General features: G+C 64.2%; 14 protein-coding genes. 6 read left to right on the top strand and 8 right to left on the bottom strand.

The window, feature by feature from the left end:
* Positions 1–29: 29 nt before the first annotated feature.
* On the bottom strand, positions 30–707 hold the full coding sequence (gene lexA, locus CH286_RS23070) for a transcriptional repressor LexA (protein ID WP_032377716.1): 678 nt from the start codon (positions 705–707) through the stop codon (positions 30–32).
* Between the two features lie 379 nt (positions 708–1,086).
* Between lexA and CH286_RS23065 the strand changes: the two genes are divergently transcribed.
* Positions 1,087–1,482, top strand: coding sequence for a hypothetical protein (locus CH286_RS23065; protein ID WP_037151586.1), 396 nt, complete (start codon positions 1,087–1,089; stop codon positions 1,480–1,482).
* 101 nt (positions 1,483–1,583) lie between these two features.
* Positions 1,584–2,048 (top strand): transcriptional regulator NrdR, encoded by a 465-nt coding sequence (nrdR, locus tag CH286_RS23060; RefSeq protein WP_008716872.1) that lies wholly within the window; start codon positions 1,584–1,586, stop codon positions 2,046–2,048.
* A gap of 12 nt (positions 2,049–2,060) precedes the next feature.
* Here the strand turns inward: nrdR and hrpA are convergent, their stop codons facing one another.
* A complete protein-coding gene (gene hrpA / locus CH286_RS23055) occupies positions 2,061–5,957 on the bottom strand; it encodes an ATP-dependent RNA helicase HrpA (RefSeq protein ID WP_094610496.1) in 3,897 nt (1,298 codons plus the stop codon).
* A gap of 70 nt (positions 5,958–6,027) precedes the next feature.
* Here hrpA and CH286_RS23050 point away from each other — a divergent pair, with 70 nt between their 5' ends.
* The gene (locus CH286_RS23050) at positions 6,028–6,702 is read left to right on the top strand and encodes a Pr6Pr family membrane protein (protein ID WP_094610495.1); all 675 of its coding nucleotides are present in this window, start codon (positions 6,028–6,030) and stop codon (positions 6,700–6,702) included.
* Between the two features lie 3 nt (positions 6,703–6,705).
* Entirely contained in the window at positions 6,706–7,965 is a 1,260-nt protein-coding gene (locus CH286_RS23045) for an aminotransferase family protein (protein ID WP_032377719.1), read from the top strand.
* Here CH286_RS23045 and CH286_RS23040 read toward each other — a convergent pair.
* On the bottom strand, positions 7,949–8,179 hold the full coding sequence (locus tag CH286_RS23040; RefSeq protein WP_032377720.1) for a hypothetical protein: 231 nt from the start codon (positions 8,177–8,179) through the stop codon (positions 7,949–7,951). The genes CH286_RS23045 and CH286_RS23040 overlap by 17 nt on opposite strands.
* 60 nt (positions 8,180–8,239) lie before the next feature.
* Between CH286_RS23040 and CH286_RS23035 the strand changes: the two genes are divergently transcribed.
* On the top strand, positions 8,240–8,887 hold the full coding sequence (locus CH286_RS23035; protein WP_094610494.1) for a hypothetical protein: 648 nt from the start codon (positions 8,240–8,242) through the stop codon (positions 8,885–8,887).
* On the opposite strand, the gene CH286_RS23030 is transcribed toward CH286_RS23035, so the two are convergent.
* From CH286_RS23030 to sthA, 5 genes are all read right to left on the bottom strand, one after another.
* Positions 8,877–9,551, bottom strand: coding sequence for a PhzF family phenazine biosynthesis protein (locus tag CH286_RS23030; RefSeq protein WP_094610493.1), 675 nt, complete (start codon positions 9,549–9,551; stop codon positions 8,877–8,879). The genes CH286_RS23035 and CH286_RS23030 overlap by 11 nt on opposite strands.
* A 12-nt stretch (positions 9,552–9,563) precedes the next feature.
* Positions 9,564–12,080 (bottom strand): DEAD/DEAH box helicase, encoded by a 2,517-nt coding sequence (locus tag CH286_RS23025; protein ID WP_094610492.1) that lies wholly within the window; start codon positions 12,078–12,080, stop codon positions 9,564–9,566.
* 70 nt (positions 12,081–12,150) lie between these two features.
* Positions 12,151–13,191: an alpha/beta fold hydrolase gene (locus CH286_RS23020; RefSeq protein ID WP_032377724.1), complete on the bottom strand. Its 1,041-nt coding sequence runs from the start codon at positions 13,189–13,191 to the stop codon at positions 12,151–12,153.
* A 242-nt stretch (positions 13,192–13,433) separates the two neighbouring features.
* A complete protein-coding gene (locus CH286_RS23015; RefSeq protein WP_094610491.1) occupies positions 13,434–14,378 on the bottom strand; it encodes a proteasome assembly chaperone family protein in 945 nt (314 codons plus the stop codon).
* A gap of 182 nt (positions 14,379–14,560) precedes the next feature.
* Positions 14,561–15,976 (bottom strand): Si-specific NAD(P)(+) transhydrogenase, encoded by a 1,416-nt coding sequence (gene sthA, locus CH286_RS23010; protein ID WP_032403285.1) that lies wholly within the window; start codon positions 15,974–15,976, stop codon positions 14,561–14,563.
* Positions 15,977–16,140: 164 nt separating this feature from the next.
* Here sthA and CH286_RS23005 point away from each other — a divergent pair.
* Positions 16,141–16,293, top strand: a 153-nt coding sequence (locus CH286_RS23005) for an alcohol dehydrogenase catalytic domain-containing protein (RefSeq protein WP_176458206.1), incomplete at its 3' end; no start/stop codon positions are given.

The following is a 16,293-nucleotide window of genomic DNA, read 5'->3' as shown; positions in this document are numbered from 1 at the left end:
CCTTCGCGTGTCACTGCAGAGACGTCGCCCTACAGCTTGCGCATCACGGTGACGACCTTGCCGAGGATGGCAGCGTTGTTACCCGGAATCGGCTCGAACAGCGGGTTGTGCGGCAGCAGCCACACCTCGCCCTTCGACCGCTTGAACGTCTTGACGGTGGCCTCGCCGTCGATCATCGCGGCCACGATGTCTCCGTTGTCGGCCACGGACTGCTGACGGACCACGACCCAGTCACCGTCGCAGATCGCTGCATCGATCATCGACTCGCCGACGACCTTGAGTAGGAACAGCGAACCCTGACCGACCAATTCGCGGGGGAGTGGAAAGACATCCTCGACGGCCTCTTCGGCCAGGATCGGTCCACCGGCTGCGATTCGTCCCAGAACCGGCACGAACGTGGGAGTCGGCAAGCGGTCCTGTTCCTCGGACGAACCGTCGACCGCAGCAGCAGCTTGATCGGCCTGCACCTCGTCGAGGCCGCGAACGTCGACCGCGCGCGGGCGATTGGCGTCACGCCGTAGGAATCCCTTCCGCTCCAGAGTGCGCAACTGATGGGCAACGGACGACGTCGACGTCAGGCCGACGGCGTCACCGATCTCACGAATGCTGGGCGGGTAGCCGCGCTCGGTCACCGAAGCTCGAATGACCTCGAGTACCTTTCGCTGTCGCTCCGTCAGGCCGGCGCTGATGTCGGTGCCGACTTCCATGGCCTTGGGCGTCGGTTCCGCGGCAGGCTTCCCAGCCGCGGCCTTCGCGGGCGCGGAAGCGGTCGTCTTGGAACCCGTCGTCTTGGAACCCGTGGTCGACCTCGTCGAGGTCTGGTCCTTCATGCTGTCGGCCTCCTGCTGATGTCCTGGATCCGGTCTGCGTGGTTCGGTCTGCGCGGACTGGAGTTGATGGTGTCGACTCGTGTGGCGTGTGGTTTCTGACACGAATCTAGCGTGTATCAGCTGTTGAATCAAACATCTGTTCGACTCGTGTCGCGTTTTCTGCAGACTTTGTCGGAGCCTCGTGATAGAACTTCGAACAAGCGTCCATCGAACGCCTGATCGAACAATCGATCCAACGAGCGAAGACGAGGTTCCGATGACCATCACCACCGATCGCCCCACCACCGCAGGTGTCCGTACCCGGTCCACTGTCGTCGAGCGTCGTCGCCGTGCTCGTCCCGCGCTGCGGAGTTCAATCGCGACGCGCGGTGCGCGAACGACTCCATGCCTGCCGGTTCTGGAGCCGACCTGGACCGACGTCACCGACCGGGATGCCGCCGATCGCGAATTCGACGAGACCTCGGCGCACTTCGCCGGCCAGCCGGTCCGGATGCGATCGCTCGTGCTGTGGGTGCTTGCCGTCGTCGTCGTTGCCGGTGGCCTGATCGGAATCGCGAACCTACGAGCTGCGTCGGCCGACGCAGGGGTGCAGCCGGCGGGTGTGGTCGAGGTTCACGACGGGGCTGTAGTCGAGTACGCGCCCGCTAGATGACCACCGGCCCCATCGCACCCGCCGATGACTGAGTATCCTCGACTGACTGCCCCGACACGTATGTTCGACGTCGGCGCATCGGCTACGACGGAGGCTCCTTCATGCATTGCCCGTTCTGCAGGCATCCCGACTCACGCGTGGTCGATTCGCGTGAAATGGACGAGGGGCAGGCAATTCGGCGTCGTCGCTCATGCCCGGAATGCGGTCGGCGATTCACGACCGTCGAGGCTGCAGTGCTCGCTGTCGTGAAGCGCAGCGGTGTCACCGAACCGTTCAGCCGTGAGAAGGTCGTCAAGGGGGTGCGCAGGGCGTGCCAGGGCAGAGATGTCGACAACGACGCGTTGAATCTCTTGGCTCAACAAGTGGAAGACGCCATCCGCGCCGCCGGTTCCGCCGAAATTCCCAGCAACGAGGTGGGGTTGGCCATTCTCGGTCCGCTGCGCGACCTCGATGAGGTCGCATATCTGCGGTTCGCGTCCGTGTATCGCTCGTTCAGTTCGGCCGAGGATTTCGAGAAGGAAATACATGAGCTGCGCAAGCACCGAGAGTCTGCCGACATCGACTGACGGTTCCGCACGTCAGCGCGCTTGATCGGAGATCGCCTTCTCGATGCGCTTCTCCGAGACCGGATATGCAGTCCGAATTCCTTGCGCGAACAGCCCTACCCGCAATTCTTCGATCATCCAGAACAGCTCCTGCACACCTGCGCTGTTCTTCCGGTTTTCCGGAAGCGAATCGAGCAGCCGTCCGTACGACGCGTAGACGCGGTCGAGTACGTCCATCGCAGCCGCATCACGGCCTGCGCTGCTCGGAAGCGTGGCCAACCTCTTGGTCGCTGCAGCGAGATATCGCGGCAGATCTGCCAGTCTGCGAGAACCGAATTCGGTGACGAAGCCCCGAAAGACCAATCCTTCGAGCTGTTCGCGTACATCCTCGGCGGGCTCACCCGATGCCGTCTGCAATTGGCCCGATACTGCAAGCGCTGCAGTCAATACGGGGCGTACGAGGGCCAGTACCGCCGCGGTGCGCTGTGGAACCTCGGCATTGACCGATGCTCGAAGTTTCTCGAAAGCCTCCGGATCTCGAACAGGTCCACCGTGCGCGTCCATTGCTTCCTCGACCGCGAGAACTCGGCATTCCTCGAGGAGCGCGTCGACACCGCCGTACGGATTCTGGCCGAGGGCAAGGCGTTCGGCAGTCGGGAGACCGGCCAGCAGCGCTTTGGTGCCTTTCGGTGCCGTCGACAACAGTAACGTCCGTGTTCCGGAGCGCATCGCTGCTCGCTGTTGGGCGGGGGTGCTCAGGACTCGAACTGCAACGCCCGGTCCTTCGGGCACCAACGCCGGGTACCCGGTGACCTTCTGTCCGCCGACATCACGGGTAACGGTCGACTCCAGTCGGCCCAGAGTGCCCGAGGTCCACGCGAGAGTCGTTGCGCGCTCTGCGTCGCCGACTGCACTCGCAACCTGACGACCGACTTCGCCGGACAATTTGGTGCGCAGAACGGTCAGATCTTTGTTGCTGCCCAATACTTTTCCGCTCGGGTCGACGGCCGCGAAGGTCATCCTCAGGTGGTCGGGCAGCGCCGCGGTGTCGAAGTCCTTCGCGGTGATGTGGCACTGTGCAGCCCGCGACAGCTCGCGCGCCAATGCCGTCACCAGAGTCTCCGCACGAGGTTTCATGACCGCCAACGCCGCGGCGGCGAAATCGGGGGCAGGAACAACGTTGCGGCGCAGAGCTTTCGGGAGCGACTTGATCAGTGCCGTCACCAACTCCGCGCGCATCCCCGGAACCAGCCAATCGAACCCCACCGGCTGAACTTGAGCGAGCAGCGCTATCGGAATTCGTGCGGTGACTCCGTCGGCGGCCGTACCCGGCTCGAACTGGTAGGTCAGCGGAAACTGGATCTCACCCTGTCGCCACGCGTCGGGATACGCGCCGGTGAGCACCGAGGCCGCGTCGGAGTTGACGACTGTGTCCGTCGTGAAGTCCAGCAGGGACGGGTCCTGTCGACGGGCTTTCTTCCACCACGTGTCGAAGTGTCGCGCCGATACCGCTTCCGGGGCGATGCGCGCATCGTAGAAGTCGAACAGTGCGTCGTCGTCGACGACGATGTCGCGCCGCCGAGCACGGTGTTCGAGTTCACCGACGTCGTCCAGTAAAGCCCGGTTCTTGTGGAAGAACGCATGCTGGGTCTTCCATTCGCCCTCCACCAGTGCGTGTCTGATGAACAACTCCCGTGACGCCTCGGCGTCGATGCGGTGGTAGTTCACCGGTCGCTGCGTGACCAGAGGAATGCCGTACAGCGTCACCCGCTCGTACGCCATCGCGGATTCGCGTTTGATGGACCAGTGCGGTTCCGAGTACGTCCGCTTGACCAGGTGCGGTGCGAGCCGCTCGGCCCATTCGGGTTCGATGCGAGCGGCCATCCGGCCCCACAGGCGTCCGGTCTCCACCAGTTCGGCGGCCATGACCCATCGTGGGGGCTTCTTGAAGAGCCCGGACCCGGGGAAGATCGCGAAGTGCGCTCCGCGTGCGCCCAGGAACTCGCGCTTGTCACCCTCCCTGAGTCCGACGTGGGAGAGCAGCCCCGACAGCAGTGATTGGTGCAGAGCGGTTTCGGTGGAGTCGGCATCGGGCACTGTCCAACCGAGTCCGCGAGTGATCTGACGGAGTTGGCCGTGTAGATCCTGCCACTCGCGAATCCGCAGGTAGTGCAGAAATTCGGTGCGGCACATGCGCCGGAACTGGTTGGACGACAGCTCGTTCCGTTGTTCGCGCAGGTACGTCCACAGTTTGACGTAAGCCAGGAAGTCGGAGTTCTCGACTGCGAAGCGGGCGTGTTTTTCGTCCGCAGCCTGCTGATGCTCGGCGGGCCGTTCCCTGACGTCCTGAATCGACAGGGCCGACACCACCACCAGTGCGTCCCGCAGCGACCCGTTGCCGTTGGCCTCGACCAACATTCGCGCCATTCGTGGATCGACCGGCAGAGCCGACAGTTCCCGGCCGACGGGAGTGAGTTCCGCCGTGCCGTCCTTGGTGGCCGGCTTCAGCGCCCCCAATTCTTCGAGCAGGCCGATCCCGTCCCGAATGCTGCGCGGGTCCGGTGGCTCGACGAACGGGAAGGCGTCGATCTTTCCGAGCCCGAGGGCGGTCATCTGCAAAATGACCGACGCCAGGTTGGTGCGCAGGATCTCCGGCTCGGTGAACTGCGGCCGCGACTCGAAGTCCTCTTCCGAGTACAACCGGATGCAGATACCGTCGGCGACGCGGCCGCAGCGGCCGGCTCGCTGCCGCGCCGATGCCTGGGAGATCCGTTCGATGGGTAGTCGTTGCACCTTGGTGCGCAACGAGTATCGAGATATACGAGCCGTGCCGGGATCGACGACGTAGCGAATGCCGGGAACTGTCAACGACGTCTCCGCAACGTTCGTCGAGAGCACCACGCGTCGGCCCGAGTGCGGTGAGAACACCCGATGCTGTTCGGCCGCAGACAATCTCGCGTACAGAGGCACGATCTCGGTGTTACGCAGATTGCGGTCGTTCAAAGCGTCCGCGGTGTCGCGGATCTCGCGTTCACCGGACAGGAACACCAGAATGTCGCCGTCGCCCTCGGCCATCAGCTCGTCGACGGCCTGGCAAGTGGCATCGACAGGATCGAGGTCGATCGTGGTGTCACCCGCGTCGACGGTCAGTGGCCGGTAGCGCATTTCGACCGGGAACGTGCGGCCGGACACCTCGATGATCGGAGCGGGTACGCCGCCGCGGGCGAAGTGTTGGGCAAATCGTTCCGGATCGATCGTGGCCGAGGTGATGATGATCTTCAGATCGGGTCGCCGGGGGAGTAACTGCGCGAGGTAACCCAGGATGAAGTCGATGTTGAGGCTGCGCTCGTGGGCCTCGTCGATGATGAGGGTGTCGTACTGGCGAAGCAGTCTGTCTCGCTGGATCTCGGCCAGGAGAATACCGTCGGTCATCAGCTTGACGAGGGTCGAATCCGACGACTGATCGGTGAATCTCACCTTGTAACCGATGGATTCGCCCAGTGGCTCACCGACTTCCTCGGCGATGCGCTCGGCCACCGTACGTGCCGCGAGCCGGCGCGGTTGGGTGTGACCGATCGACCCGCGAATTCCGCGACCGAGTGCGAGACAGATCTTCGGAATTTGGGTGGTCTTACCCGAGCCGGTTTCACCGGCGACGATCACGACCTGATGCTCGGCGATGGCGGCGGAGATGTCGTCCTTACGGAGACTGACCGGAAGCGACTCGGGGAACTCGAGGGTGGGGACCGCTGCTCTGCGATGGGCGACCACGGCTTCGGCGCGAGCGACATCGCGATCGAGGACTGCGAACGCGTCGTCGGTGCGGGCCTTGTCCAGCCGCCGCCGCAGTCGGTTCTCGTCGCGGATGGTGACGTTCGCCAGACGTGTGGCGAGAGATTTTCGCTGACCGGACGGATTCGAGGTAGACATACTCACACCAGGATATCCGTATCTACGCAACCTTCGTGAATGCCGGCCGCGACTGTGCCAGGATCGCCGAATGGGCATCTCGCACGATGTGACCGCGGAACCACGCACGCCGGTACCGATCAGGACGCTGCGGGTGTTGTTCGCGGCCCTCACCGCCGCGGCGCTCGTCTCGATCGTCGTGAACGGGCTCGGCTCTTCGACGTTCTCGTTGGTCAATTACTTCAGCTACTTCACCGTGATCAGCAACGTCCTGACGGTGCTCGTACTCATGGTGGGCGGCGTGATCGATCCACGGTCTCCGGGTTGGCAGCTCTTTCGCGGAGCAGTGACGCTGTACATGGTGATCACCGGCATCATCTACGCGGTCCTTCTCGCGAACATCGATGTCGGCGTCGCGGATCCGTGGACCAACAACGTGGTGCATCGCATCATGCCCGTGGTCCTTCTGCTCGACTGGATTCTCGCTCCACCGCGGCGGCAGATCTCCGAGTCGCGCAGTCTGACGCGGTTGCTGTTCCCGCTGATCTACGGGGTCTACACCTTGGTCCGTGGACCCGTCGTCGACTGGTACCCCTATCCGTTCCTCGATCCGCGGGCACAGGGATACCTCGCGCTCGCGGTCGGGCTGGTCGTGCTGACCGTCGCTTTCGCGCTGATGGCGCTGGCAGTCAATGCTCTCGGACGGCTCGCAGGACGGTGGAGGTACGGATCGGACTCGATCGAAGCGGACTCCACTACTGTGTAGCGCATGTCTTCCGACCTGGATCCAGCCGCCACCACACACTCCTCTGCGCTGTGGCACGGCTTCGCCGACATGGGCAACGTCACCGCCAACGGGCCGTTCGTCGTGTCGCGAGGCGAGGGCGCGTACATCTTCGACAACAAGGGAACGAAGTATCTCGACGCGACCGCCGGTCTGTGGTTCACCAACGTCGGTCACGGCCGACGCGAGATCGCCGACGCTGTCGCCACCCAGCTGAGCTCGATTGCCCACTACTCGAACTTCGGCGACTTCGTTCCCGAGACCACGCTGGCCCTGGCCGATCGTCTCGCCGCCATCGCACCGGTTCCGGGCAGCAAGATCTTCTTCACCTCGGGTGGATCGGACTCCATCGACACCGCCGCCAAGCTCGCACGCCGCTACTGGGTGGAAATGGGACAGCCGTCCAAGAAGCTGATCGTCGGTCGGCAGAAGGCCTACCACGGCATGCACGTCGCAGGCACCTCGTTGGCCGGCATCCCGGTCAACAAGGAGAACTACGGCGAACTCATGGCCGACGCCAGAACGGTCTCCTGGGATGACGCGAAGTCATTGCTTGCGCTGATCGAGGAGGTCGGCGCGGAAAATGTGGCTGCCTTCTTCTGCGAGCCGGTGATCGGAGCAGGCGGAATCTACCTGCCGCCGGAGGGCTACCTGCGCGAGGTTCGGCAGATCTGCCGCGACAACGACGTCCTGTTCGTGGCCGACGAAGTGGTCACCGGCTTCGGCCGCATCGGCGGTAGCTGGTTCGCGTCGACGCGCTTCGAGCTCGAACCCGATCTGATGACGACCGCCAAGGGGCTGACGTCGGGATACGTGCCCATGGGTGCCGTGTTCATCGCCCCGAAGATCGCCGAACCGTTTTTCGCGGGCGGAGTCTGGTGGCGACACGGCTACACCTACGGCGGCCACGCAGGCGCGGCTGCCGCAGCGATGGCCAACCTCGACATCATCGAGCGCGAAGAACTGTTGACGCACTCCAAGCGCATCGAAGCCGCATTGCACACGCACCTCGCGCCGCTCGCCGAGCACGATCGGGTCTCGGAAATCCGCAGCGGCATCGGCGCGGTTGCCGCAGTTCAGCTCGCCGACCCGGCCGAGGCGCTACCGTTCGTCAAAACACTGCGTGCGCATGGGGTTTCGGGCCGCGCCGCCGGTCAGGGTGCGATGCAGATATCGCCTGCCTTCGTCATGACGGACGCCGAGATCGAAGAGCTGGCCTCGCGAATCCTCAGCGCCCTCGGCTGAACCGGAGCTTGTTGCGCAGTTGCTGCCCCCGCGAGAGCGGGGGAGCAGCTGCCGGTTCCGGTTCACCCGAGAGAGCCGCGAACCGCTGGTGTAGCTGATCGCGTACTTCGTTCGGCGCGTAGGCGCGCCGCTTGCGCTCGGACCGCACCACCAGCGCCCCAGTGGCCGCGACACCGGCCATCCCGGCGAGGCCGAGAGCTTTCCACACGTTCATTCGGCAACCGTACCGTCACGACGTGCGGTTGCCGATCCGCCAAGACCTAGGGTGAGAAGCATGAACCCGTCTCGAATCAGCCTCGATACCGCCGTCGATGCCACCAGGACGGGCGACATCTGGATCTTCCGCGGAGAGTCGACGGCCGATCGTGCAATTCAGGCGCTGACCAACAGCCCGGTCAATCACGTCGGAATGGCCGTCGTGATCGACGACCTGCCGCCGCTGATGTGGCACGCAGAACTGGGAAAGTCGTTGCAGGACATGTGGACCGGTAACTTTCAGCGCGGTGTGCAGCTCCACGATCTGCGCGCGGCCGTCACCCAGTGGGCCACGAAGTACCAACAGCGTTGCTGGCTGCGGCAATTGGACGAGACCGTCACGAAGGACCAGGAAGACGCACTGCTGCGCACGATAGCGCGCATGGACGGAACTGCGTTTCCCACCACGGCCGCGCTCGCCGGTCGGTGGTTCCGGGGGCGGGTGCCGACGCTGCGGCGACAACACGAGCAGGACGGACCCACCCTCGAAACCGCCTATTGCGCGGAGGTGGTCGCCACGACCTACGACTCGATGGGATTGCTCACCGGCAACAAGAAGGCAAATTGGTTCGACCCCGGAAAGTTCTGGAGCGGCGACCGACTCCCACTGGCTGCGGGCGTCCGGCTGGGCGAGGAAATCGAAGTGGACGTACCGCTCACACCGTGATCGACGCGTCGGTCACGGTGCGTCCGCCCAGTTCCACCCAGCCGTCGTCGTCGACCGTGGTGCGCAACCGCGAGCCTGCTCCTTGCACGATGAAGAGACCGCGGCCGAGTTCCCCGGTGAGCCGGACGGCGGCGGCACCTGTCGCTTCGTCCTCGGCGATACCCATCATGGGGGCGAACATGCGCGATCGCAGCGCCCCGTCCTTCTCGTCGGTCCAGGCCCAGACATAGTGGTGCCCACTGTCGTAGGCGCTCGGATCGTCGGCGGCCACCTCGGCGGCATCGTGAACCTGATGGAACGTGAAGTTCGGAGCCCAGTCGGCGCGGGCGCGAACCCAGGTGTCGTCGCCGTCGTAGCGGATGCTCAACGGCGCAGCGGGAACGGCGAGGGTGGTCACCGGATGACCTTGCTCGCGGAGCCACCAGGACAGTCCCACAGTGGGGTGTCCGGCGAAGGGTAGCTCGACCGCCGGGGTGTAGATGGTTGCCGACGCGGTACCCGGTTCGGTGAGTTCGACGAACACCGTCTCACTGAAGCCGAGATCGGCGGCGAACCGCTGCCGGTCGCTCTCCGCAACGGCGTCGGCGGCGACGATCCCGAGCGGGTTGCCGAACCTGCCGTCGGCATCGGTGAACACACGGACGACGGACACGTCGGTAGCCATGCTTGGACGGTATCAGCCTGCAGAGATCACGATCTCGTCGAACACGATCTCGCCGGCGGCATCGGATTCCGGCACGTCGACGACCGCGTCGAGAGACCAACCGTGGTCCCCGTCCGGATCCTCGAGTACCTGACGCACCGTGGTGGATTCTGCACCGACATTCAGGCTGAACAGTGCAGGACCACGGGCCGAGGGGCCGGTTCCGATCTCGCCGTACTCGGCGAAGAACGGATCCAGCTCTGCCTCCCAATCCGGACCGTCGTCCAGTTCGTCGAGCGCATTCCACTGGCGCCGCGCCGCCAGATCGACTCGACGGAAAATTGCGTTGCGGGCCAGCACCCGAAATGCCCTGGAATTGGCCGAGATCGGACGCGGCGCGTCGGATCCGTATGCCTCGACGAGGGCTTCGGGCTCGGCACCGGGGTCGGTCAGGTTCTCCCACTCGTCGAGCAGGCTCGAATCCACCTGTCGGACGAGTTCGCCCAGCCATTCGGTGATGTCCTGGACCTCCTCCGTTCGAGATTCTGGCGGAACCGTCTGGCGCAGTGTGCGATAGGCGTCGGCGAGATAGCGCAGCACCAGTCCCTCCGATCGCATCAGACCGTAGTGACTGATCAGCTCGGCGAAGGTCATCGCTCGCTCGACCATGTCGCGTACGACGGACTTGGGCGAGAGTCCGATCTCGGAGAGCCAGGGGTGGGTGCCGCGGTAGATCTCGAACGCCGGAACCAGCAGTTCTGCAAGTGGTTTCGGCCAGGTGACCTCCTCGAGCAACTCCATTCTCTCGTCGTATTCGATGCCGTCGGCCTTCATCTGCGAGACCGCCTCACCGCGCGCAGCATGCTGCTGAGCCATCAGGATCTGGCGAGGATCGTCGAGCGTCGATTCGATGATCGACACCACATCCAGTGCGTGGGTCGGTGACTCGACGTCGAGAAGCTCGAAGGATGCGACCGCGAAGGTGGACAGCGGCTGGTTGAGTGCGAAATCCGGTTGTAGGTCCACGGTCAGTCGCGCGTGCCGACCGTCGGCGTCCGGCTCCTCGAGTTGCTCGACGATGCCCGCGTCGACCAACCCCCGATACAGCGAGAGCGCACGCAGAATGTGTTTGCGTTGAGCGGGCCGGGTCTCGTGGTTGTCTTCGAGCAGGTGGCGCATGGCGTAGAAGCAATTGCCCGGCCGTGCAATGACATTGAGCAGCATTGCGTTGCTCACCGAGAACCGGGAGGTGAGCGGCTCGGGGCTCGCTGCGATGATCCGCTCGAACGTCGGCTCGCCCCACGAGACGAAACCGTCGGGTGCCTTCTTGCGCTGCACTCGCTTGAGCTTCTTGGGATCGTCGCCTGCCTTGGCCACCAGCCGCGCATTCTCGATGTCGTGCTCCGGGGCCTCGACGACGACCGTACCGAGCGTGTCGTATCCCGCCCGGCCCGCGCGGCCTGCGATCTGATGGAACTCGCGGGCCCGTAGCTTGCGGGTCCTGATGCCGTCGTACTTGGTGAGTCCGGTGAACAGCACTGTCCGAATGGGAACGTTGATACCCACGCCCAGTGTGTCGGTCCCACAGATCACCTTCAGCAGGCCGTCCTGCGCGAGCTTCTCGACCAAGCGCCGATACTTGGGCAGCATGCCGGCGTGGTGCACGCCGATGCCGTGTCGGACCAGCCTCGAGAGAGTCTTGCCGAATCCGGTGGTGAACCGGAAGTTGCCGATGGCCTCTGCGATCTCGGCTTTCTCCTGTTTGGACGCGACGTTGACGCTCGTCAATGCCTGAGCGCGTTCGAGAGCCGAAGCCTGAGTGAAATGCACGACGTACACCGGCGCGAGGTGCGTCTGCACCAGTTCTTCGATGGTCTCGCTGATCGGAGTCGTGACGTAGGAGAACATCAACGGAACCGGCCGCTCGGTGCCGGAGACGACCGTTGTGGTTCGCCCGGTGCGCCTGGTCAGATCGTCTCGGAAGAACGACACGTCGCCCAACGTCGCCGACATCAACAGGAACTGAGCGTGCGGCAGCTCGATCAACGGAACCTGCCAGGCCCACCCTCGATCCGGTTCGGAGTAATAGTGGAACTCGTCCATGATCACCTGGCCGATGTCCGAGCCGGCACCCTGGCGCAAGGCCAGGTTCGCCACGATCTCGGCCGTGGCGCAGATGATCGGGGCTCCGGAATTGACGGACGCGTCGCCGGTCATCATGCCGACGTTCTGGGCACCGAAGATCTCGCACAGGGCGAAGAACTTCTCACTGACCAGTGCCTTGATCGGCGCGGTGTAGAAGCTACGAATGCCTGCGGCCATCGCGGCGTAGTGGGCCCCGATGGCCACCATCGACTTGCCCGAACCGGTGGGGGTCGCGAGGATGACGTTGGAGCCGGAGACCAGCTCGATGAGGGCTTCCTCTTGCGCGGGATAGAGGGTCAGACCTCGATCGGCGGTCCAGCTGGTGAAGGTGTCGAACAGGACGTCCGGGTCGACGCCGTCGGAATTCTCGGCGGAGACATCGGGAATCAGTTCGGTGAGGAGCACCTCTACAGGCTATGTGGGATCTGCCGTCCGTCCCGCATCGACACCGAGCGTCCGCGGCCGAGGCGACGCGTCAGGTCGCGCTGCGCTCGTCCGAACCCATGGCACCGAGAACGGCCATCCGAGTGCTGGCGCTTCCGGTGATCATGTCCTCACCGACGCCGGTGATGAGCAGATTCCGCCACCGCACCTCGTCGAAGGTCAGCGACGGGGTCGAGTCGATGAAGTCTTCCACCACCTGCAGGAAGCGCATGGGGTCGTCACGGAACGGGAAATGTCCGGAGTTCTCGAACACTTCCAGAGTCGAGCCCGGCATGGCCGAGTGGGCGAGGCGCGCGTGACTCACCGGAATGACGGAATCCTGATCACCCCAGACGAGCAGGACGGGCAGGTTCTCGGTGAGATAACAGCGGTCCAGCATCGTGACCACCTGACCTCGCCAGTCCACCACAGCGCGCAGGGTCCGCAGATACGCCTCGTATGTGGTCGGTGCAGGCAGCTCGCTCAACACCCGAATCAGATCCGGGGTGTCGTGCAGCAGTGAACCGGGTCGTAGCGGTGAGCTGTGCAGCTTGCTGAGTACCCCGCCGGCCAGCTTGACCGCGGGTATCGCGCCCGGTAGACGGAGTAGCTTGACGGCCTCGCTCAAAAAGGGCATCGACGCGAGACGAAGAATGGGGTGCACGTCCTTGGTGACGCCGCCGGAGGACACCAGCGCCAGCCTGTCGACCATGTTGGGAAACTGGTAGGCGAACTGCATCGCAACGCCACCACCGAGTGAATGACCGATGACGGTGACGTGCTCGATGCCGAGAACCGAGAGCAGGTCGCGCATGCCGTTCGCGTACGCGGCGACGGAGTAATCCGCGCGGGGCTTGTCCGAACGTCCGTGTCCCAGAAGATCCGGCGCAATCACGGTGTAGTTCTTCGCGAGGTGCGGAATCACCTCGTTCCACGTCTCGGAGTTGTCGCCGATCCCATGGATCAGCAACACCACCGGGCCCTCACCGGCCATCCGAAACGCCCGCCGGTATCCGTGAATGGTCCGGAAGATCAGCCGTGGTTCTTCGTCGGGAACCGGCCGGAGCTTGCGACTGCGCGGAGTGGTAGCCATCTGCGCCTCCTGACATTCCCTGGTGCGCCGCACGCGCGATGCAGTACGGCGTCGCCGTGTACGAGTGTGTTGACGGTACATACCGGAGTACGTGTCGCTACGACTCTCGCACGAGATGACGTTCGGGGCAGAACATCGAGCGTATTTGCGGTTACAGGTATGTTTCGACCCGCTCCCGCTGTCCGATTCGACGGTTGCTACGACTCCACGCTGTGACTACTCACACTGTCGTCGGGGGCGTATCACTGCCGGTCGGTGTCGTCGCCCTCGTCGAGGCCGGCCTGTTCGGCCAGGAAGCGCTCGAATTCTGCACCGAGCTCGTCTCCGCTCGGCAGCGGCTCGTCACCGGCCAGCAGCGTCGACTGCTGCTCCTGTGCGGCGACGTACGTGTCGTACTGACGCTCGAGTGCCTGCACCACCGACTGCACCTCGTCGTTTCCGGTGATGTGCTCGTTCACCTGCTCGCGAACTCGCGCCGCAGCCTCGCCGAGTGCTGCGAGCGGAAGATCGAGCTCAGCGGCCTCGCTGACGTTCTCGAGCAGGGTCTCGGCTGCGCCTGGGTAGTCCGTCTGGGCGAGGTAATGCGGGACGTGCACCGAGAAGCCCATCGACTCGTGGCCGTGCTGAGCCATCCGAAGCTCGAGCAGCGACGACGCACTTCCGGGCACCTGTAGGTCGCCCGCCCAGCTGTTGCCTTCCTTGACCAGCTCCCGATCACTGGCATGTGCCGTGACCCCGAGTGGGCGTGTGTGCGGAATTGCCATCGGGATGGAGCCGAGACCGATGGTGCGCCGCACACCGAGCTGCTCGGCGAGGAGGCGAACGGCGGTGGTGAACTTCTCCCACCGCAGATCCGGCTCCAGTCCGGCCAGAAGCAGGAAGGGCGTACCTGCCCGGTCTTTGACTGCGTAGAGGTTCAGCTCGGGAGCGTCGTAGTCCGAGAAGTGGTCGGACTTGAACGTCATCGTCGGACGACGGGACCGGTAGTCGATCAACTCGTCGACGTCGAACGACGCCACCAGTTCGGATTCGAGGCTCTCGCGCAGATGGGTCGTCGCCAACTTCACGGCGTGACCGGCGTCGGAGAATCCCTCCAGGCCGTGCACGAGGACGGGTCCGACGCCGTCGTCGGAGAAGATTTGCGGTGCCGGAAATTCCAGCTCGTACATCTTCGACTGTTCGGTCATGGCCGGGCCCCTTTCGGATCGACTCGTCGGTACCTCGATGCGAGATCCGGGTCAGAATACGCCGACCCTCCGTATGCACCGTGTACACGCCGACGTCGAACGTGGCGAATCACTGATGGAAAGAACAACCGGACGGCCGTCGTTCATTCCCCAGTGGTCGTCGGGGTTCCGAGTGAGGCCCGTCAGCGGTCGAAGTTGGCCAGCGCTCGGATCTTGTTGGTGACATCGAGCGCGGCAACCTTGTACGCCTCGGACAGCGTCGGGTAGTTGAACACGGCGTCGACGAGATAATCGACGGTACCGCCGCATCCCATGACTGCCTGTCCGATGTGCACCAGATCCGTCGCACCGGACCCGAAGATGTGCACACCGAGAATCGACCGGTCTTCGGTGGAGACGAGCAACTTCAGCATTCCGTACGAGTCGCCGGCAATCTGGCCGCGGGCCAGTTCGCGATACCTCGACACTCCCACCTCGTAGGGAATCGACCCCTTCGTCAGATCGACCTCCGTTGCACCGACATAGGACACTTCCGGGATCGAGTAGATGCCGATGGGCTGAAGGTCGGTCAGTTTGGCGCTCGACTCACCGAACGCGTGATACGCCGCCAGCCTGCCCTGGTCCATCGACGTCGCGGCCAGCGCCGGGAACCCGATGACATCGCCGACCGCATAGATGTGATCGACCTTGGTCTGGAAATGCTCGTCGACGAAGATGCGGCCGCGCGCGTCCGCCTCGAGTCCAGCGTTCTCGAGTTCGAGCGCCGTGGTCAATCCCTGGCGCCCGGCCGAGTACATCACCGTCTCCGCCGGAATGCGCTTGCCGCTCGCGAGCGTGGTGACGGTACCGTTCGGGCCGACGTCGACCGCGGTGACCGCTTCGCCGAATCTGAACGTCACGGCGAGGTCGCGGAGATGGAACTGCAACGACTCGATGATCTCGCGATCACAGAAGTCGAGCATCGAATCGCGCTTCTCGACGACCGTGACCTTGGTGCCGAGGGCTGCGAACATCGAGGCGTACTCGATCCCGATCACGCCTGCTCCGACGACCACCATCGAAGCCGGGATGAACTCGAGATTGAGTATTCCGTCGGAGTCGAGTACCCGGTAGTCGTCGAACGCGACGTCCACGGGACGCGCAGGCGCGGTTCCGGTGGCGATCACCACGTTGGCGGCTGTCACGGTGATGCGCTCGCCTCGCGACTCGTCCTCGATCGCGATGGTGTGCGCATCGACGAACCTGCCGATACCGGTGATCAGTTCGATCCGGTTGCGCAGCAGCTGCGAGCGCACCGTCTCGATCTCCCTGCCGATGACGTGCTGGGTGCGAGCGAGGAGATCGGCCGGAGTGATGTCGGCCTTCACCCGGTAGCTCGCCCCGTACAGCTCACGTTGGTTCATGCCCGTGAGGTACAGGACGGCCTCGCGCAGCGTCTTGGACGGGATGGTTCCGGTATTGACGCAGACCCCGCCGAGCATGTGTCCCTTCTCCACGATCGCCACTCGCTTGCCGAGCTTCGCAGCCGCGATGGCCGCCTTCTGGCCGCCGGGGCCGGAGCCGATGACCACCAGGTCGTACTCCATGGGTTCAGACATTTCTCATAGGTACCGGGCGCACGCAAAGACTGCGTGCCCACCCGGTCACAACCTTGTGAACTCCACGGTTCGGGGCGTCGAACCCATGCAGATGTCGCCACGTGACGATGCGTTGTGCGAGGCTGAACAGAGCACGAAACACCCGATTTTCAGTGGAGGAACACATGCCGCAGCAGGTCCGCGCCGTCGTCGCCAAGAGCAAGGGCGCACCCGTCTCCATCGAGACGATCACCATCCCCGATCCCGGCCCCAACGAGGTCGTCGTGAAAATCCAGGCCTGCGGGGTCTGCCACACCGACCTGCATTACCGCGAAGGC

Origin of the sequence: Rhodococcus sp. WWJCD1 (assembly GCF_002258735.1) — a bacterium.
GTDB lineage: Bacteria > Actinomycetota > Actinomycetes > Mycobacteriales > Mycobacteriaceae > Rhodococcoides.
This window is presented reverse-complemented; position numbering and strand designations above follow the sequence as displayed.

What these genes read in the sequence shown, in the direction of transcription:
- sthA (WP_032403285.1), bottom strand. Translation starts at nt 15,976, where the DNA reads ATGTCTGAACCCATGGAGTACGACCTGGTGGTCATCGGCTCCGGCCCC.
- hrpA (WP_094610496.1), bottom strand. Translation starts at nt 5,957, where the DNA reads ATGTCTACCTCGAATCCGTCCGGTCAGCGAAAATCTCTCGCCACACGT.
- lexA (WP_032377716.1), bottom strand. Translation starts at nt 707, where the DNA reads ATGGAAGTCGGCACCGACATCAGCGCCGGCCTGACGGAGCGACAGCGA.
- CH286_RS23035 (WP_094610494.1), top strand. Translation starts at nt 8,240, where the DNA reads ATGAACCCGTCTCGAATCAGCCTCGATACCGCCGTCGATGCCACCAGG.
- CH286_RS23050 (WP_094610495.1), top strand. Translation starts at nt 6,028, where the DNA reads ATGGGCATCTCGCACGATGTGACCGCGGAACCACGCACGCCGGTACCG.
- nrdR (WP_008716872.1), top strand. Translation starts at nt 1,584, where the DNA reads ATGCATTGCCCGTTCTGCAGGCATCCCGACTCACGCGTGGTCGATTCG.
- CH286_RS23015 (WP_094610491.1), bottom strand. Translation starts at nt 14,378, where the DNA reads ATGACCGAACAGTCGAAGATGTACGAGCTGGAATTTCCGGCACCGCAA.
- CH286_RS23065 (WP_037151586.1), top strand. Translation starts at nt 1,087, where the DNA reads ATGACCATCACCACCGATCGCCCCACCACCGCAGGTGTCCGTACCCGG.
- CH286_RS23030 (WP_094610493.1), bottom strand. Translation starts at nt 9,551, where the DNA reads ATGGCTACCGACGTGTCCGTCGTCCGTGTGTTCACCGATGCCGACGGC.
- CH286_RS23020 (WP_032377724.1), bottom strand. Translation starts at nt 13,191, where the DNA reads ATGGCTACCACTCCGCGCAGTCGCAAGCTCCGGCCGGTTCCCGACGAA.
- CH286_RS23045 (WP_032377719.1), top strand. Translation starts at nt 6,706, where the DNA reads ATGTCTTCCGACCTGGATCCAGCCGCCACCACACACTCCTCTGCGCTG.
- CH286_RS23040 (WP_032377720.1), bottom strand. Translation starts at nt 8,179, where the DNA reads ATGAACGTGTGGAAAGCTCTCGGCCTCGCCGGGATGGCCGGTGTCGCG.